Source organism: Halorubrum coriense DSM 10284 (genome assembly GCF_000337035.1).
GTDB classification, from domain to species: domain Archaea; phylum Halobacteriota; class Halobacteria; order Halobacteriales; family Haloferacaceae; genus Halorubrum; species Halorubrum coriense.
Genome location: NZ_AOJL01000005.1, coordinates 64,117 through 81,799 on the forward strand (window position 1 = coordinate 64,117; position 17,683 = coordinate 81,799).

Annotated in this window: 13 protein-coding genes, 3 tRNA genes and 1 pseudogene; 9 read left to right on the plus strand and 8 right to left on the minus strand. The window is 69.8% G+C overall.

Annotated features, from left to right (window positions below; genetic code table 11):
* Positions 1-71 precede the first annotated feature (71 nt).
* Positions 72-1,802, minus strand: coding sequence for a vWA domain-containing protein (locus C464_RS00370; protein ID WP_006111484.1), 1,731 nt, complete (start codon positions 1,800-1,802; stop codon positions 72-74).
* Positions 1,803-2,595: 793 nt separating this feature from the next.
* Positions 2,596-2,767, minus strand: a pseudogene (locus tag C464_RS19955) (TasA family protein); the annotation flags it as partial.
* 419 nt (positions 2,768-3,186) lie between these two features.
* Here C464_RS19955 and C464_RS00380 point away from each other — a divergent pair.
* The gene (locus C464_RS00380; protein ID WP_006111486.1) at positions 3,187-3,771 is read left to right on the plus strand and encodes a DUF7344 domain-containing protein; all 585 of its coding nucleotides are present in this window, start codon (positions 3,187-3,189) and stop codon (positions 3,769-3,771) included.
* Between the two features lie 98 nt (positions 3,772-3,869).
* On the opposite strand, the gene C464_RS00385 is transcribed toward C464_RS00380, so the two are convergent.
* Complete coding sequence (locus C464_RS00385; protein WP_006111487.1) at positions 3,870-4,718, minus strand: hypothetical protein; 849 nt, start codon at positions 4,716-4,718, stop codon at positions 3,870-3,872.
* A gap of 270 nt (positions 4,719-4,988) precedes the next feature.
* Between C464_RS00385 and C464_RS00390 the strand changes: the two genes are divergently transcribed.
* The 4 genes from C464_RS00390 (at position 4,989) to azf (ending at position 9,872) form a co-directional block, all read left to right on the plus strand.
* Entirely contained in the window at positions 4,989-5,543 is a 555-nt protein-coding gene (locus C464_RS00390) for a DUF7344 domain-containing protein (RefSeq protein ID WP_049910730.1), read from the plus strand.
* Between the two features lie 84 nt (positions 5,544-5,627).
* The gene (gene mutS / locus C464_RS00395) at positions 5,628-8,402 is read left to right on the plus strand and encodes a DNA mismatch repair protein MutS (RefSeq protein ID WP_006111489.1); all 2,775 of its coding nucleotides are present in this window, start codon (positions 5,628-5,630) and stop codon (positions 8,400-8,402) included.
* 69 nt (positions 8,403-8,471) lie between these two features.
* Positions 8,472-8,822 (plus strand): cell division protein SepF, encoded by a 351-nt coding sequence (locus C464_RS00400; RefSeq protein ID WP_006111490.1) that lies wholly within the window; start codon positions 8,472-8,474, stop codon positions 8,820-8,822.
* Positions 8,823-8,942: 120 nt separating this feature from the next.
* Positions 8,943-9,872 carry an NAD-dependent glucose-6-phosphate dehydrogenase Azf gene (azf, locus tag C464_RS00405; protein WP_006111491.1) on the plus strand — a complete coding sequence of 310 codons (930 nt, stop codon included), beginning with the start codon at positions 8,943-8,945 and terminating at the stop codon, positions 9,870-9,872.
* 38 nt (positions 9,873-9,910) lie between these two features.
* On the opposite strand, the gene C464_RS00410 is transcribed toward azf, so the two are convergent.
* Together C464_RS00410 and C464_RS19490 are read right to left on the minus strand one after the other, a co-directional pair.
* A complete protein-coding gene (locus C464_RS00410) occupies positions 9,911-10,570 on the minus strand; it encodes a DUF309 domain-containing protein (protein ID WP_006111492.1) in 660 nt (219 codons plus the stop codon).
* Positions 10,571-10,706: 136 nt separating this feature from the next.
* Positions 10,707-11,165 carry a hypothetical protein gene (locus C464_RS19490; RefSeq protein WP_239640157.1) on the minus strand — a complete coding sequence of 153 codons (459 nt, stop codon included), beginning with the start codon at positions 11,163-11,165 and terminating at the stop codon, positions 10,707-10,709.
* Positions 11,166-11,444: 279 nt separating this feature from the next.
* Here C464_RS19490 and C464_RS00420 point away from each other — a divergent pair, with 279 nt between their 5' ends.
* The gene (locus C464_RS00420; RefSeq protein ID WP_006111494.1) at positions 11,445-13,280 is read left to right on the plus strand and encodes a cation:proton antiporter domain-containing protein; all 1,836 of its coding nucleotides are present in this window, start codon (positions 11,445-11,447) and stop codon (positions 13,278-13,280) included.
* Positions 13,281-13,531: 251 nt separating this feature from the next.
* Here C464_RS00420 and C464_RS00425 read toward each other — a convergent pair.
* Positions 13,532-13,604: transfer RNA gene (locus tag C464_RS00425), tRNA-Arg, on the minus strand.
* A gap of 246 nt (positions 13,605-13,850) precedes the next feature.
* On the opposite strand from C464_RS00425, the gene C464_RS00430 reads away from it, so the two are divergent.
* The 3 genes from C464_RS00430 (at position 13,851) to C464_RS00440 (ending at position 16,867) form a co-directional block, all read left to right on the plus strand.
* Positions 13,851-15,332 carry a single-stranded DNA binding protein gene (locus C464_RS00430; RefSeq protein ID WP_006111495.1) on the plus strand — a complete coding sequence of 494 codons (1,482 nt, stop codon included), beginning with the start codon at positions 13,851-13,853 and terminating at the stop codon, positions 15,330-15,332.
* A 98-nt stretch (positions 15,333-15,430) separates the two neighbouring features.
* Entirely contained in the window at positions 15,431-15,862 is a 432-nt protein-coding gene (locus tag C464_RS00435) for a histone family protein (RefSeq protein ID WP_006111496.1), read from the plus strand.
* Complete coding sequence (locus C464_RS00440) at positions 15,863-16,867, plus strand: histone deacetylase family protein (protein WP_006111497.1); 1,005 nt, start codon at positions 15,863-15,865, stop codon at positions 16,865-16,867.
* Between the two features lie 379 nt (positions 16,868-17,246).
* Here C464_RS00440 and C464_RS00445 read toward each other — a convergent pair.
* Both C464_RS00445 and C464_RS00450 read right to left on the minus strand, forming a co-directional pair.
* Positions 17,247-17,319 (minus strand) — tRNA-Asp (locus C464_RS00445).
* Between the two features lie 30 nt (positions 17,320-17,349).
* A tRNA-Asp gene (locus C464_RS00450) sits at positions 17,350-17,422 on the minus strand.
* Between the last annotated feature and the right edge of the window lie 261 nt (positions 17,423-17,683).

A 17,683-nucleotide genomic window follows, 5' to 3' on the forward strand; every position in this document is an offset into this window, starting at 1 on the left:
CGGGCGTCTCGCCGAGGCGGCGAGCGGGTGGCCCGCTCGGAATCCGCGTCTCAGCGGGCGTCGTTCCGCGGTCAGGCCGAGACCCCCGCGCCGTCGTTGTGGCGCTCCTGCTCGGTGTAGAAGCCCAGGTCGAAGCCGACCGTGTCGCCCTGGATCACGTTGCCCACTTCGAAGGGCAGCTCCCACTGTAGTCCGACGCAGTACATCAGGCCGTTGCCCTCGAACGCGTCGCGGTCCTCGTCGGCCGCGGGATCGTTCAGCTCCTCGTACATCGTGAGAACGTTGCCGTCGAGCGGGAGGCCGTTCCCGGAAGACAGCGCCGCGAGCACGTTGTCGAGGCTGTCTTGCATGATGACCTTCTCGGCGACGAACTGGCTGGCGAGCACGCCGAACACCGTCGGGACTGCTACCGGATCGTCGACGTCGTAGAAGAACTGGGGATCGTTCCCCGGCGACGTCGCCGCGCCGGCCATGTCCTGAAGGACGCTGTCGTTGGCACTGCCCACTGAGACGGTGTAGAGGTCCGTCGCCGGGCCGGGCGAGGAGCTACGCGCGTCCGTCGCCGCGTCCTGCGGCGAGCTGAACTGCGTGGAGCCGGTGCCGTTGAACGACTCGCCGTCCGAGAGTACGATGTTCACCGCCTTCGTTCCCGGTCGGCCGGCAGAGGCCAGCTCGTCCTGTGCGTCGTCGACACCCTCGCCGATGTAGGTGCCGGTCGCGATGCCGCCGGCGTTGCTGTCGGGGTCCGAGTCGCCGTCGCCGTCGGCCGGGTCGCTGATAGTGAAGTCGTCTCCAATGCCGTCGACCTGCGTCCCGGTGACGACGTTCGCCAGCTTCTGCCGCAGATCGCTGAGCGAGGCGTCGACGACCGAGAGGTCGCTGGTCATGGGCTGTAAGATACCCGTGCGCGGCTCTGTGTCGTCGGTCTTTTCTCCGTCGAAGTAGGCGACCCCGACCTGTACGTCGGCGTTCTGCGCGTCGAGGTACTGGACGAACTCTTTGGCCGCGAGCTCGACGAGGTCGATCTTCGTCGTCTCGGTGAAGGTGTCGCCGTTGACCTGGATGGAGTCTTCGCTGACGACGCCGCCGTACTGGCGGTACAGCATCGAGCCCGAGAAGTCGAGCGTCAGCATGATGTCGGCGGGCTCCGCCTCGTCGCGGACGTTGTCGCAGTCCGCGTCGTACCAGAGCTTCGCGTTGATGAACTGTGCGAGGTCGCCGCCGTCGGGCGTGTCGACCGCCAGTTCCGGATCCGTGTCGACGCCCTCGCTCTCGGAGACGTTGTCGGCCTGCATCCAGACGTAGCCGGGGTTGTCACAGAGGTGTAACGAGAAGGTGATCTCGCCTTCGTCGCCGGGCTTGACGTCGGACAGCTGGACCAGCGTGTCCATCGGCTCGCCCGTGACGGGGTCGGTTCGGAAGTCCGCATCGCTGATCGGCGGAATGTTCTCACAGTTCAGGATCGGGAGGTTCTCACCGGTGCTCGTCGGGTCGTCGGGGTCGAGGAAGTCGCTGTACTTGATCTGCCCGCCGTTGCCGTCCGAGATCGACTGCTCCCCGTCGCCGTCGTGGTCGGGGTGCGCGTTGACGAAGGTGTGGCCCTCGCCGAAGTCGTACGTCTGCTGCCAGTCGACGAGCAGGTCGAGTTCACCCGCGGTGAGGGCGTTCCCCTCGAAGGTCTCCGTGTCGTTGAAGTACGCCGTGGTTCCGAGGCCCGCGCCGGCGGAGGCCACGCCGACCGCGCCGAGGCCGGCCAGGAGCTTGCGCCGCGAGAGGTCGAAGTTGGTCGAATCGTTTGTCATTATGTGTGTTATCTGCCGTATGGTTGGTCACGACCTCCCGCGGCGACTACCGCGTCGCCGTGGGACGGTTCGGGCTGTTCACGCCGATCACGCGATCAGTTCCCGGCGGAGTTGACCGACGCCGAGTTGTTGAACGGGTCGTCGTTGTGGCGGACCTGTTCGGTCTCGAAGACGAGGTCGAACGAGAGGGTGTCACCTTGGATGACGTTGCCCACTTGGAACGGGATCTCGAGCAGGAGACAGAACGAGTAGACGCCCTCGTTCGCCGCGTCGTTGATCGCGAGCAGGTCGCCGTTGTTGTCCTTGATGAGGTAGCCCGCGTTGAGCTGGGCGTCCGCCTCGCGCGCGTTCGTGTAGTGCGCGTCTGGGCTGGCAACGCCGTCCACGTCGGGGGCGCTGTACGTGATACCGGACGCGTTCGCGGTGGCGTCCGGAGCGTTGTTGAACACGGGGTCGAGGACGGAGAGGCCGGTCTTGTCGCCGCTCTCGTCGTAGCTCTGCCACACGGACGCGAGGAGGAACTCGCCGAGGTCCGCGTCGTTGTCCGCGTCGCCCTCGACTGCCTGTTCGGGCTCCGGATTCGCGCCGCCGGTCTCGGTGAAGTTCTCCGTGCGCACCTGTACGTAGCCGGGGTTGTCGCCGACTTCGATGTCGAAACAGACGATCGCCCAGTCGCCGGGCTTCACGTCGTCGACCACGAGGCCCGCGGTCACGCCCTGGCCGTCGGCCGTCGCGGACAGGGGAATGTCGGTCTGACCGCTCCAGTACTCGTCCGCCGCCACGAGGTTCGCGGTGACGCTCATGTCGAGGGTCCCCGCCGTGAGGGTGTTGCCCTCGAAGGTCTCGGTGTCGTTGAAGTACGCCGTGGTGCCGAGTCCCGCACCCGCGGAGGCCACGCCGACCGCGCCGAGGCCGAGAAGCATCTTGCGCCGCGAGAGTCCGATGTCGTTGGTTTCGGGTTTCATGATTGGTTGGTGTCCGACGAGCTCCCGTTGGGAAGCCGCAGTCGGTTACCCCTCCCTCGGCGAGCTACCCACGTAGTTACGAGCAGCCACGCCACTGTGGAACGCGAGGTTCGATCCGGTGGAACGGGGGGTTCGACCGACGGTCCGAGGGCCCTACCCGGCGCGAAACCGACGGCACGGACACCCTACCTCCGGCGAAAAACCGGTAGGAACGTCGTGCCGCCGCCGCGCCGGAGCCGGGACCGAAACGCGGCCGTACGGACGCCGTACCGGACCGCGGGCTATCGCTTTCGTCGATACCCCGTCGCCTCGTCGCCGGGGAGGCGTCGACGGTATCTACTGTATACATATATCCCGAATCCGCGTATCGGAGCGCAACGACTGACGGCTTCGCGCGCAGCGGAGCGTCGGAGCGACAAATGAAATACCGACCCGACATTCTTCCGGCCGAGCAGGTGTACGCGATCCTCGCCAACGAGCGCCGTCGGCGCGCCCTCGAACACATCGAGAGCGCCGGCGGCGCGGTGACCGTCCACGAGCTGTCGACGCTCGTCGCGAGCCACGAGACGGACGAGCCCTCGCCGCCGAAGCGGTGCCGCGAGAGCGTCTACACGTCGCTCGTCCAGACGCACTTGCCGAAGCTCGCGGCGCTCGGCGTGATCGAGTACGACCGGGCGACACAGACGATCGAGCTGTCGCGACACGCGCGAGACGTGTCCCTGTACACCGAAATCGTCGCCAAGGGCGGGGTCACGTGGTCGGAGCTGTACCGCGCGCTCGGCCTCGGATCCCTGGTCGTCATCCTCGCGATCCTCCTCGAGTTCCCGGGCTTCTCCGCGGTCGACCCGATCCTCTGGACGAGCCTCGCTCTCGGCGCGTTCGCCCTCACGAGCGCGTACCAACTGTGGGTGAACCGGTTCTCGGTGTTCCGTCAGTTCGGGCGGCGGGGCGGATCGGCGCGGGGGCGGACCCCGCGCCCCCGATCCCGCTCGCGCCGACAGTAGAGCTCGCGCCGCCCGCGTCGCGGCAGCGTCGCCGACGCTCGCCGCCGCGCTGTCTGTGACGGGTGACAGCCCACCGACCGACGAAGGAGGAAGCGCGTTCAGGCCGCGTCGGCGTCGAACGACGACGGCAGTCGCATCTCGAACAGCCGAGCGTCGCAGGCGGTACAGCGACCGGCGATCACGTCGTAGCTCGCACAGCACGACTCGACGACGCGTTCCTCGAGGCGCACCGACCCCTCGCACGCCGGGCACACTTCGACGAACAGTCTGAGCGCGCCGAGCACGTCGCTCCGCGCCGCGAGCGGGAGGCGGGACCAGCCGTCCAGCCCGTCTCTCAGGGCCCGATCGGCGGCGACGTCGGCGAGGAACGCTGGGCGGGACTCCCAGTGTCCGATGCGCTCGCCGCCGGCGAACGCGAACGCCGCGCCCTCGGCCCAGCTGAGCGAGAGCGACGACTCGTCGACGCCCGCCGCGCGTTCGTCGCCGGCGTCTACGCGGCGTCGCACTCGGTCGCGGGCGTCGTTCCACGCCGACGCGAACCACGGGGCGAACGCGAGGTCGGCCCCGTCGGACGTCTCGACGAGGACGCCGGCCGACAGGAGGTACGACTCCGCGTCGATCGCTGCCGACGACTCGGGGGCGCTTCCCTTCCCGAACAGTCGAAGCACGCGCTCCGGGAGGTAGCGCTTCGTGAGTTCGGGAGTGCCCGGAACGAGGTAGCCGCGCAGCCAGATCGCCGCGAGCGCCCCGGCGAACCCGGTCGCTCCGAGGAGGGGCGCGCCGACCGCGCCGACCGCCGCCGCGCCGACCGCCGCGACGGCGACGTTGCCGACCGTACAGGGGAGACACCGGTTCGCGCCGACGTACTCCGGCTGCCGGAGGCGACCGACCGCGGTTCGAGCGGGCTCTCCGAGGCGGTCCGAGGTGGTCTCTCGTGACGCGTTCATGCCGGTTCGGACGGTGCGCACCGACCTATGTATGCGCCGCCTACCGCGTCCGACGCGGCGCTTTTCGGCCGAAAAAACTTGTCACAGCGTCCGGACAGGTCGCCCGGGCGTGTCGCGCCTCTCGTCTCGAAACGCGTCGGAAACGGCTTTTCAGGCCCTCTGGGACCAGACCGTTGCTCAGTGACTCTTCCGTCGGCGACCGGGCGGACGATAATGCGAAGTGATATATCGACGTATGGTAATCATACTCTTATTCCGTATGTATGAGCTATGACACCACAACTCTCCACGCAAGCCGTGTCGTCGGACACCGACGGTGACGGCCCCTCGCGCGACGAGGTCTTCACCGCGCTGAGCAACCGGCGGCGTCGCAACGTGATCAAGTACCTGAAAACCAACGGGGCCGAGGCGCGCGTCAGAGACATCGCCGAGCAGCTGGCCGCGTGGGAGAACGACGTCGACGTCCCGGCGGTGACGTACAAGCAGCGCAAGCGCGTGTACACCGCGCTCCACCAGTCGCACCTGCCGAAGCTGGCGGCGAGCGGGTTCATCGACTACGAGTCGGACCGGGGGCTGGTGTCGCTCACCGAGGAGAGCCGGCAGCTCGAGGTGTACCTGGAGATCGTCTCGGAAAACGAGATCCTCTGGAGCGAGTACTACGCCGGGCTCGCCGTCGTGTGCGGCCTGTTGGCGACGGCGGGCTGGATCGGGACCGCCCCGTTCGCCGCGGTCTCCGGGTACGCGTACGCGGCGCTCTTCGCGCTCGCGTTCGGGGTGTCCGGGCTCGTTCACCGGGCGTCGACGAAGCGGAACCGACTGGGATGACGCCGCGCCCCTTCGCGGAACCGACCGCCCCGTCCGGGCGGACACCCGCAGGGTTTTAGCCGCGCACGGCGGGAGTACGGACATATGGCAACGGGGATCGTCGGGGAGTTCCTCGATCTCAAGGCGGAGACGGACGCGGACGTCCTCGCGATGCAGTGCGGCGACTTCTACGAGTTCTTCGCGGACGACGCCGAGCTGGTCGCCGACGAGCTCGACCTCTCCGTCTCGCAGAAGTCCTCGCACGGCTCGTCGTACCCGATGGCCGGCGTGCCCCTCTCGGAGCTGACGCCGTACGTGAACGCGCTCGTCGAGCGCGGCTACCGGGTCGCGGTCGCGGACCAGTACGAGACCGAGAGCGGCGACCACGCCCGCGAGATCGTCCGGGTCGTCACGCCGGGCACCGTCCTCGAAACGAGCGACGACGACGCGCGTTACCTCGCGGCCGTCGTGCGAGCGGACGGAGACGGTCCCGAAGGCGGCCCCTACGGAGTCGCGTTCGCCGACGTGACCACGGGGCGCTTCCTCGCCACGACGGTCGCGGACGGGGGCGACCTGCGCGCCGAGCTCTACCGGTTCGACCCGGCCGAGGTGCTGCCCGGCCCGCGGGTCCGGAACGACGACGGCCTGCTCGGGGCGGTCCGCGAGGACCTCTCGGGGCGCGTCACCGCCTTCGACGCGGAGGCGTTCGCGGCCGGGCGCGCGCAACACGCCGTGCGCGAGCAGTTCGGCCGCGAGACGGCCGACAGTATCGGGCTCGACTCGACGCTCGCCGTCCGCGCCGCGGGCGCGGTCCTCTCGTACGTCGAGGAGACCGGGGCGGGCGTGTTGGCCTCGATGACGCGCCTGACGGCGTACGGCGCGGACGACCGCGTCGACGTCGACGCGACAACCCAGCGCAACCTCGAGATCACGGAGACGATGCGGGGCGACGCCGACGGCTCGCTGTTCGACACGGTGGACCACACCGTCACGGCCGCCGGCGGTCGCCTGCTCCGCGAGTGGCTCACCCGCCCGCGACGCGACCGCGAGACGCTCGCGGACCGGCTCGACGCGGTCGAGGCGCTGGCGTCCGCGGCGCTCGCGCGCGACCGGCTCCGCGAGGTCCTCGGCGACGCGTACGACCTCGAACGGCTCGCGGCGCGCACGACGAGCGGGAGCGCGGGCGCGCGAGAACTGCTCTCGATCCGCGACACGCTCGCGCTGCTGCCGGCCCTCGCGGACGCCGTCGACGACACCGCCCTCGCCGACTCGCCCGCGGCGGCCGTCCTCGGCCGGGTCGACCGCGACGCGGCGGCCGCGCTCCGCGGGGAGCTCGCCGACGCCCTCGCCGAGGACCCGCCGAAGGCGAAGACGGGCGGCGGCCTGCTGAAGGAGGGGTACGACGACGAGCTCGACGGCCTGATCGAGCGCCACGAGGCGGTGAACTCGTGGCTCGACGGCCTCGCGGAGCGAGAGAAGCGGCAGCACGGGCTCAGCCACGTCACCGTCGACCGCAACAAGACGGACGGCTACTACATTCAGGTCGGCAAGTCGGTCGCCGACCGGGTGCCGGAACACTACCGCGAGATCAAGACGCTGAAGAACTCGAAGCGGTTCGTCACCGACGAGCTCGCGGAGAAGGAGCGCGAGGTCCTCCGCCTGGAGGAGGCCCGCGGCGAGCTGGAGTACGAGCTGTTCGAGGCGCTTCGCGAGCGCGTCGCCGAGCGCGCCGAACTGCTTCAGGACGCCGGGCGGGCGGTCGCCGAGCTCGACGCGCTCGCCTCGCTCGCGACCCACGCGGCGCGGCGGGACTGGACGCGGCCCGAGCTGACCGAGGAGCGCCGGCTGGACGTGGAGGCGGGCCGTCACCCCGTCGTCGAGGCGACGACCGACTTCGTGCCGAACGACCTGCGGCTCGACGCCGACCGCGGCTTCCTGATCGTCACCGGCCCGAACATGAGCGGGAAGTCGACCTACATGCGGCAGGCCGCGCTGATCCAGCTGCTCGCGCAGGCGGGGTCGTTCGTCCCCGCCCGCGCGGCCGAGGTCGGGCTCGTCGACGGCATCTACACCCGCGTCGGCGCGCTCGACGAGCTGGCGCAGGGGCGCTCGACGTTCATGGTGGAGATGCAGGAGCTGTCGAACATCCTCCACTCGGCGACCGCGGACTCGCTGGTCATCCTCGACGAGGTCGGCCGCGGCACCGCCACCTACGACGGTATCTCCATCGCGTGGGCCGCGACCGAGTACCTCCACAACGAAGTTCGCGCGCGGACGCTCTTCGCCACCCACTACCACGAGCTGACGACGCTCGCCGACCACCTCCCGCGCGTCGAGAACGTCCACGTCGCGGTCGACGAGCGCGACGGCGAGGTGACGTTCCTCCGCACCGTCCGCGACGGCCCGACGAACCGGTCGTACGGGGTCCACGTCGCCGACCTCGCGGGCGTCCCCGACCCCGTCGTCTCCCGCGCGGACGGGGTCCTCGACCGGCTCCGCGAGGAGAAGGCGATCGAGGCGCGCGGCGGGTCGCGAGGGGGCGAGAGCGGGGACGGCGAGCGTTCCGGCGGCGACGGCGACACGCAACAGGTCGTGTTCGACCTCTCGTCCGGGTCGTTCGCCGGCGGCGGGGCGTCCGGCTCCGACCGAGAGTCGGACTCCGCCTCGCGGAACGGGACCGCCGCGACCGAGTCGGAGTCGCCCGCCGCGACAGAGTCGGAAGCGCCCGCCGCGGCGACCGAGTCCGACGCTGCGGGGTCGGCGCGGCTCGACGCCGAGACCCGCGCCGTGATCGAGGAGCTGAGCGACGTCGACGTCGCGGAGACGCCCCCGGTGGAGCTGCTCTCGCGGGTCCAAGAGTGGCAGGAGCGCCTCGACTGAGCTCGCGGCCGCTCGCCGCGGAGTGCGTCTGACGTAAGAACTAATGTCCGACCTCGTCGTGTGGTGTGTATGGGCATCATGAGCAAGATCCTCGGCGGGGGTGGGAGCCGCTCCGTCGACGACTACGTCGAGCTCGACACGGACGACTTCGCCGACGCGCACGCGGAGACGGGCACACAGGTACACTTCGCCGAGATCGCCGACCAGAGCGACGTCATTCCGATCAAAGACGCGGTGTACGACGGCGACTTCGTCATCGCCGACATCACCCGCCACTCCACGTCGGACCGGACGATAGAACACGTCTACGACGAACTCCGACAGGTGGTCCAGGAGGTCGACGGCGACATCGTCCAGAAGGGCGACGACCAGATCATCGTCACCCCGACCGGCGTCAAGGTCTCGCGGCAGAAGCTGTAGGCGCGTCTTCCCGACTTCTCGTCCCCGTTTTCCTCCCGTCACCATGGCCTCGCGGCCGGGATTCGGGCGTACCGGCCGAACCGTGTCATATATGCCGTTCTCCCGCCCACGTAGAGTCGAATGGACGAGCCGGTCCTCCTGACGGGCGCCGGCGGACGGGTGGGACAGGCCATCCTCCGCGGTATCGGCGACGACTACGACTGGCGGCTCCTCGACCGCGAGCCGCTCCCGGCCGCGAAGGTGCCGAGCGGGGTCACCGACGCCGACCGGTACGTCGCCGACATCACCGACGAGCGCGCCGTCCGCGAGGCGGTCGCCGACGTCGGCGCGGTGATCCACCTCGCCGGCGACCCGCGGAAGACGGCCCCGTGGGACTCCGTCCTCCGGAACAACATCGACGGGACGCAGGTCGTGCTGCGCGCCGCCGCCGAGGCCGGCGTCGAGAAGTTCGCGTTCGCCTCCTCGAACCACGCCGTCGGCGGCTACGAGACCGACGAGCGCACCCCGGACCTGTACCGCCCCGAGGACGAGTACCGGCTCGACGGGAGCGAACTCCCCCGCCCCGGGAACCTCTACGGCGTCTCGAAGGCGGCGGGCGAGTCGCTGGGGCGCTTCTACCACGACGAGTTCGGAATGAGCGTCGTCTGCGTCCGCATCGGGAACCTCACCAAGGACCACCCGCCCCGCGAGTACGAGCGCGGGCAGGCGATGTGGCTCTCCCATCGCGACTGCGCGCACCTGTTCGACCGCTGCCTCCGGGCGACGTACGGCTACGAGGTCGTCTACGGCATCTCGAACAACGACCGGCGCTACTACTCGATCGAACGCGCCCGCGAGGCGCTCGGCTACGACCCCGCGGACAACTCGGCGGACTACACCTTCGAGGGCGAGCCCAAGCCGGACCGCGACACCGAGACGAACGGCGGCCGCTACGCCGTCGGCGCGGACTCCTCCGACGCTGCCGGCGCGGACTCCACCGACGCCGGCGACGCGGCACCCGCCGAACCCAACTTCCCGACGGACCCGGACGCGCCGAGCGACGACGCCTGAGCGACCGTCAACCGCCGCCCTCTCCCCGACCAGCGCCGCTAGAACAGACCGTCGACGTCTCGCCGCTTCCGCTCTTCCCGTTCGACGTGATCGCCCAGTCGCGCGGCCACCTGCGGTCGCGCGTCGGGCGTCCGAAGGTACGCGAACAGCAGCTCGGCGAACTCGGTCCGCCCGGTCCCGCGCTCCGCGGCCGCGAACTCGGCCGCGGTCGCGAGCGTCGCCGCGTCACCCGGCTCGCCGGCCCCCGCGAGCGCCGGAGCCGCGAGGCCCGCCGCGCCGAGCGGGAGGTCCCCGACCGTCGGCGTCTCGCCGTCGACGCGGACCCGCGGCGGGGTCGCCGAACCCGCCTCCTCCGGAGCTACGGCGAGTCGCTCCGCCCACTCCCCGACGGGGGCCACCGCGACTCCCCCCGGGTCGGAGACGGCCGCCAGCGCCGCGACGGCGTCCTCCGCGCGCTCGGAAGCGCCCGCCGCGTCGCCGTCGGCCGCGCGGTACGTCGCCGCCGCGGTCGCGGCCAGTCCCCGGAGCAGCCGCTCGGCGTCTTCCCCGCGGGCGTCGTTCGACGTTCCCAGCGGCGCTTCCCAGACGCGACGCGCCGCGAGGAAGCGTCTCTCGTTGAACAGCGCGACACCGGCGATGACGCGGTCGGCGCGGGTGGCGTCACGGTCGCCCCGCTCTCGGGAGTCGCGGTCGCTCACGCGTCGCGGTCGGTGACGGCGAGGGATAAATGTCGAGTTCCGCGAACGGCGCGACGGAGGGGCCGAGCGCCAGCGGGGCGGTGGGAGGGCCGAGCGCCAGCGGGGCGGTGGGAGGGCTGAGCGTCGGCGGGTCCGATCAGGGCTCTCGGACGCTCGCGTCGCCGTCCGGCAGTCGGAGCGTCCGGCCGACCGCGCTCGGGTACCGGCGGTGGAGCGTCGCGCCGACGACCGCGCCGGCGAGGGCCGCCAGCGCGACCGCGGCCGCGGTCGGGAACGACAGGACCGCGACCGTCGTCACCGGCAACGCCGCGAAGGCGATCATCGCGCCGGGCGACGGGAGGGGCTCGGACGGGTGCGGACCCGCGTTCGGGTCGGGGTAGTCGGTGCGTCTGGAGGGGGATCGGTCTGCTGTCATCGTCGGACTGGAGTGGTGGTGCGAGGCGTGCGCCTCGCGGGTGGCGTCGACTCGGCCGCCGGAGACCGTACCGCACGGTCGGGGGGCGGCGAACTGGCGTCGGGAGAGTCCGTCGGAGACCGTCACTCGCATCGGTCGCGAGCGGGCCGTCTCCGCGTCGGGGTCACGCGGCGACGGCACCGAGGAGAGCGGTGACCGGCCCGCGGACCCGTTTCCGGACGCTCCGGCGGGGGGCGAACGTCGGAATGGGGCTGCGGACGGTCATGGGTTCGACCCGGCGGTGGGGACCGACCGGGCGTGTGTTCACCCAGTGACGGAACCGAATTAATAGTTCCCTGTGTGTGTGAACCAATGGCTCGACCGGTCTCCCCTTCACCGGGTGGCGTCGTCGGACGTCCACCAGTACACTAACGTCGTCGTAGATCGTCTGTGGTAGACGTGTCAGGTAGCCTACTGCCGGTGATCGCGGTGATTCTCGTCTCGGGACTCGCGGTCCAGCTACTCGCTCACCGACTCCGGGTGCCGAGCGTCATCTTCTACCTCGCGATCGGCGTGGTGTTGGGGCCCGAAGTGCTGGGCCTCGTCACGCTGGAGACGTTCGGCGAGGGGCTGGAGATCATCGTCGGACTCAGCGTCGCGATCATCGTCTTCGAGGGGGCGTTCGCGCTTCAGTTCGACCGGATCCGCCGCGCGTCGACGGTCTCGCTCCGCCTGGTGACCGTCAGCGCGGTCGTGATGTTCCTCGGCACGGCGGCGGCGGTCCGCGCCTTCACCGACGGCGAGTGGGAGATCGCGCTGCTCGTCGGCGCGCTGCTCGTGGCGACGGGCCCGACCGTCATCACGCCGATCCTCAACGTGGTCCGGGTGCGGGACCACGTCGCCACCGCGCTGGAGACGGAGGGGATCGTCAACGACGTGACGGCCGCGATCGTCGCGGTCGTCATCTTCGAGACGCTGCTGCTCGACGACCTCGGCGTCCCCGCGACGGTGCTCTCGTTCCTCCAGCGGTTCGGCGTCGGGGTCGCCGCGGGGCTGCTCGCGACGGGCATCATCTACGTGTTACTGGACAGCGACATCGTCCCCGAACGCGACGTCCAGGCGTCGCAGTTCCTCGTGTTGGCGGCCGCGATCGGCTCCTTCGCCGCCGCGGAGGCCGTCGCCGCGGAGGCCGGCATCGCGGCGGCGGCGACGAGCGGGATCCTCCTCGGGAACCTCGACTTAGACAACCGCGAGGAGATCGAGCGGTTCGCCCAGAACACGACGCTCATCGTTCTCTCGTTCGTGTTCATCTCGCTCGCCGCGCTGATCGACGTGGAGGCGATCGCCGGGCTCGGCGCGGGCGTGATCGCGATCGTCGCCGTCATCATGTTCGTCTTGCGACCGCTGGGCGCGTTCCTCGCGACCGTCGGCGTCGAGCGGTTCACCCGCCCGGAGCGACTGTTCATCGCGAGCGTCGGTCCGCGGGGGATCATCCCGGCGAGCGTGGCGACGCTGTTTGCCATCGAACTGGAACTCGCGGGTAGCATCGCCGCCGGCGAACTGCTCGTCGGCACGGTGTTCGCGGTCATCTTCGCGACGGTCCTCGTCGAGGCGGGGTTCGCGCGGCAGATCGGCGAGTTCCTCGGAGTGTCACCAATGCGCACGATAATCATCGGCGGGGGCCGGGTCGGCCAGGCGCTCGCCACACGACTGGAGAACAGGGGCGAGTACGTCGTCATCGTCGAGACGGACCCGGACGTCGCCGAGCGGGCGCGCACGGATGGGTTCACCGTCTACGAGGGGGACGGCAGCGATACGGAGACGCTGCGCGCCGTCAACATCGACGACGCGAAGCGGTTCATCACGACGACGGCCGACGACGACATCAACCTCCTCGCGTGTCAGCTCGCAATCACTAAGTTCGACATCGCGTCCGTCTACTCGCGGGTGAACGACCCGGACAACGTCGACGCCTTCGACAGCATCGGCGTCACCGGTATCGACGCCACGACGGCGACCGCGGTGGCCATCGACGACGAGATCGAGCGGCCCGCGCTCACCCACTGGATGAACGAACTCGGCGACAGCCACGACGTTCAGGAGGTGGAGGTGACTTCCGAGGAGCTCGCGGGTAAGACCATCCGGGATCTCAACGCACAGATCCCCGACGGCACCTTCGTCGCCGTCGTCAGCCGTGGCGGCGAGAACAACGTCCCCTCGGCGGACACCATCCTCGAAATCGGCGACCACGTGACGTTCATCGGTAATTCCGATTCGGTCCGCCGAGCGATGGATCGGTTCCACCCGCACGACTAGCGGGCCGTTCGGCTCGTCCGCGAAGTGAGGATAACCGGCCCTAAATCTCGTCCCGAAGACGATACACGGCTCGCTGCGCTCGCCGTTTGGCGTGTCCGAAAACGTCCTGACGGAGTTCTGCGCGAGCGGCGCGAGGGCGACCGGAGGGAGCCCTCGACAGTGAGCGGCGGAGCCGCGAACGGGCGAGCGCAGGGCAAGACAGGACGTGAACGCAACGGCTATCGAACGAAGTGAGACAGCCGCAAAGTGAACGTCCTGACGGAGATTTGAACTCCGGTCCCTGGCTCCGCAAGCCAAGAGGATAGTCCACTACCCTACCAGGACTCATCTCTACGTATCGCGGTTGAACTTAAGACGGTTACGGTCCGGCGGTCCCGTGACTGAGGTCCGCATGCCTCCCGTGCCGGATGAACACCTTTTGTATCGACGGGGCCCATGAACGCCTATGAGACGCCTTCGAGCCGCGACCGCGACCCGCCCCGGTTCCCGCGCCGACCGGGAGGGGTCCGGCGCGAACCCCGGCCAACGGCAACGCTTATGCGCGAACTCGCCGACCACGGAGGTACGCGTATGGGAGCCATAGAGGAGGTGTACGAGGACCTCGACACCGACGTCGAGTTCGAGGAGTTCGAGGCCGCCGTCGAGGACAAAGTCGAGCAGATGGGCGGGCTGGCGGACGAGGAGACCGCCGCGATGCTCATCGCGCACGAACTGCGCGACGAGGAGGCCGACACCATCGCCGACATCGAGCAGGGGATGAACGACGTGAAGTTCCTCGGCAAGGTGACAGCCATCGGCGAGGTCCGGACCTTCGAGCGCGACGACGAGGACGCCGAGGAGGGCCGCGTCTGTAACGTCGACGTCGCCGACGCCTCCGGCTCCGTTCGAGTCGCCCTGTGGGACGACATGGCCGCGGCGGCCGAGGAGCAGCTCGAAGTCGGGCAGGTCCTCCGCGTCATGGGTCGCCCGAAGGAGGGGTACAGCGGCCTCGAAGTGAGCGCGGACAAGGTCGAACCGGACGAGGACGCCGAGGTCGACGTCCAGGTGCTCGACACCTACCGCGTCGAGGACCTCGCCCTCGGCGCGTCCGACGTGGACCTCGTCGGGCAGGTGTTAGACACCGACTCGATCCGGACGTTCGACCGCGACGACGGTAGCGAGGGGCGGGTCGCCAACCTCACCCTCGGCGACGAGACGGGCCGCGTGCGCGTCACGCTGTGGGACGGGAAGGCCGACCTCGCCGAGGAGTTCGCGGCCGGCGAAGTCGTCGAGGTCGGCGACGGCTACGTCCGCGAGCGCGACGGCGACCTCGAGCTCCACGTCGGCGACCGCGGCACGGTCGAGCGCGTCGACGAGGACGTCGAATACGTCCCGGAGACGACCGACATCGCCGACCTCGAGATCGACCAGACCGTCGACGTCGGCGGCGGCGTCATCGAGACCGACCCGAAACGGACGTTCGACCGCGACGACGGCAGCGAGGGGCAGGTCCGCAACGTCCGGATCAAAGACGAGACCGGCGAGATCCGCGTCGCGCTGTGGGGCGACAAGGCCGACCGCGAGATCGAACTGGCCGACCGCGTCGTCTTCACCGACGTCGAGGTTCAAGACGGCTGGCAGGACGACCTCGAAGCGTCCGCGAACTGGCGCTCGACCGTCTCCGTCCTCGACGAGGGGAGCGACGCGGCGGCCGGCGTCGCGAGCGGCGCGTCCGAGTCCGGAAGCGCCGGGGGTGACGGTGGCGACCGCGGCGCGAACGAGACCGGCCTCGGCGCGTTCGCCGAGGACGGACAGAAGGCGGCCGCGGAGGCCGTCGCCGGCGAGAGCGGCGGCGACGACGGAAGCGGCGGCGCGACGGCCGCGACGGCGGAACGGTCGAGCGGAACGGTCGAGTTCACCGGGACGGTCGTCCAGACCGGGGACCCGGTCGTCCTCGACGACGGACAGCAGACGAGGACGGTCGACACCGACGCGAGCCTCCGGCTCGGCGAGGAGATAACCGTCCGCGGGCCGGAGCGCGACGGAACTATCGACGCGGACGACGTCTTCTGACGCGGTCGAGGTCGTCCGACGCGGGGCGTTGCGCTCCGGACCCGGCGGCGATGCGGGTAACGGAAAGCGTTATACGATACACGGACGCGACTGTGTGTATGAGTGTCGAGTTGCCGTTCGCGCCGGTGGACGGGATCATCCGGCGGAACGCCGGGGAACTCCGCGTCAGCGCGGACGCCGCCGAGGAGCTCGCCCGACGGATCCAATCGCACGGCGCGGACCTCGCCGTCGACGCGGCGGAGCGGGCGACCGCGGACGGCCGGAAGACGCTGATGGCGGCCGACTTCGGCGTCGAGCAGGTCGTCAGCCGCGAGGACCTCACCCTGCCGGTCGCGCCCATCGACCGGATCGCCCGACTCCGGATCGACGACCGGTACCGGGTCGGCGTCGACGCGCGGGTCGCGCTGGCCGATATTTTGGAAGACTACGCCGACAACGTCGCGAGCGCCGCCGCGACGCTCGCCCGCCACGCGGACCGACGAACGGTACAGGCCGAGGACATCGAGACGTACTTCGCGTTGTTCGAGTAGATGCGGTTCGGCTACAGCGACCGGTGTCTCGACCACGACACCGGCGAACGACACCCGGAGAACCCGGATCGGCTCCGCGCGATCCGCCGCGGACTCACCAAGCGCCACGGCGTCGAGTACGTCGAGGCCGACCCCGCGGAGAAGGCGGCGGTCACGGCGGTTCACGACTCCGGCTACGTCGACGAACTGGAGTCGTTCGTCGCGGACGGCGGGGGGAGCTGGGACCCCGACACCGTCGCGAGCGACGGGACGTGGGACGCGGCGCTCACGGCCGCCGGACTCGCCCAGTGGGCGGCCCGCGAGGCGCTCGACGGGGCCACCGGCCGACAGACGCCGTTCGCGATCGGCCGCCCGCCGGGCCACCACGCCGTCACCGACGACGCGATGGGGTTCTGCTTCTTCAACAACGCCGCCGTCGCCGCACAGACCGCGATCGACGAGGACCTCGCGGACCGGGTCGCCATCTTCGACTGGGACGTCCACCACGGCAACGGCACGCAGGACATCTTCTACGACAGCGGCGACGTCTTCTACGCGTCGATCCACGAAGACGGGCTCTACCCGGACACGGGCGCTCTCGACGAGACCGGCGAGGGAGACGGCGAGGGGACGACCGCGAACCTCCCGCTGGCGGCCGGGGCCGGCGACGCCGACTACCTGTACGCCGTCGACGAGGGGATCGCGCCCGCGGTCGACCGGTTCGATCCGGACCTGTTCATCGTCTCGGCGGGCTTCGACGCGCGCCGCCACGACCCCATCTCGCGGATGCGCGTCTCCTCCGAGGGGTACGCGCTGTTGACCGACCGGATCCGGACGCTCGCAGACGACGTCGGCGCGGCCGACGCGTACGTCCTAGAGGGCGGCTACGGCCTCGACACCCTCGCCGAGGGCGTCTCGATGGTCCACGAGACGTACGACGGTCGGACCCCGGTCGACACCGACGAAGAGCCGGACGGGAAGACGGAGACGCTCGTCGACGACCTGCGGACCGAACTGGACCTGTAACGCGCGGCTTCACCGACCGCTCCGTTCTGGTCCTCATCTCTCCGGTCTGGATTCGTCGACGCCGGACTCGGTCGTCGCAGCCGCTCCTCGCTTGTAGTCGGCGTCGACAGAAACGCCCGGAGCGGGATTTGAACCCGGAGGACTCCGCTTACTCCGTTCGCTCGTCCTCAGATTCAAACCCTTCTGCTCGCGTTTTCGACGAACGGCTCGCTCCGCTCGCCATGTTGTTCGTCGAAAACGCCCGGAGCGGGATTTGAACCCCAGTTGTTCCGCTCGCTTCGCTCGCTTCACTCCCTGGTTCAAATCCCTCAGTCTGGGTTCGTCGACGCCGGACTCGCTCGTCGCGGCCGCTCCTCGCTCGTAGTCGGCGTCGAAGGAGCGCCCGGAGCGGGATTTGAACCCGCGTCACGACCGTGACAGGGTCGTATGATGGGCCACTACACCATCCGGGCAAACAGCGACAGCGCCCCGAAACGTGGGGACGCCCGGAGCGGGATTTGAACCCGCGTCACGACCGTGACAGGGTCGTATGATGGGCCACTACACCATCCGGGCTTGTCGCATCAGTTCGTACCCCTGTCTGGCAAATAAGGCTTGTCATCCCTACCGGGAGTGCGGGTCGGTGACAGGGAATCCGGGTCACCGAGCCGTGACGGCGAGGGGGCCCGTCGAGGTCGCAGTCGCGGTCGCGTCCGGTATCCTTTTCTGTCGACCTCGCGTGTGTGGGAGTGTCGAACGCCCCGGACCCGCCAGCCGTGCGCGGCGGCGCTTGGTAAGTCTTATGACGATGGGGTATATATGTACCTGTAGTATCTC

Excerpts from the sequence above, each read along its gene's own strand:
- C464_RS00370 (WP_006111484.1), bottom strand. The coding sequence starts at position 1,802 with ATGACAAACGATTCGACCAACTTCGACCTCTCGCGGCGCAAGCTCCTG.
- azf (WP_006111491.1), top strand. The coding sequence starts at position 8,943 with ATGGACGAGCCGGTCCTCCTGACGGGCGCCGGCGGACGGGTGGGACAG.
- C464_RS00400 (WP_006111490.1), top strand. The coding sequence starts at position 8,472 with ATGGGCATCATGAGCAAGATCCTCGGCGGGGGTGGGAGCCGCTCCGTC.
- C464_RS00430 (WP_006111495.1), top strand. The coding sequence starts at position 13,851 with ATGGGAGCCATAGAGGAGGTGTACGAGGACCTCGACACCGACGTCGAG.
- C464_RS00385 (WP_006111487.1), bottom strand. The coding sequence starts at position 4,718 with ATGAACGCGTCACGAGAGACCACCTCGGACCGCCTCGGAGAGCCCGCT.
- C464_RS00380 (WP_006111486.1), top strand. The coding sequence starts at position 3,187 with ATGAAATACCGACCCGACATTCTTCCGGCCGAGCAGGTGTACGCGATC.
- mutS (WP_006111489.1), top strand. The coding sequence starts at position 5,628 with ATGGCAACGGGGATCGTCGGGGAGTTCCTCGATCTCAAGGCGGAGACG.
- C464_RS00435 (WP_006111496.1), top strand. The coding sequence starts at position 15,431 with ATGAGTGTCGAGTTGCCGTTCGCGCCGGTGGACGGGATCATCCGGCGG.
- C464_RS00440 (WP_006111497.1), top strand. The coding sequence starts at position 15,863 with ATGCGGTTCGGCTACAGCGACCGGTGTCTCGACCACGACACCGGCGAA.
- C464_RS00390 (WP_049910730.1), top strand. The coding sequence starts at position 4,989 with ATGACACCACAACTCTCCACGCAAGCCGTGTCGTCGGACACCGACGGT.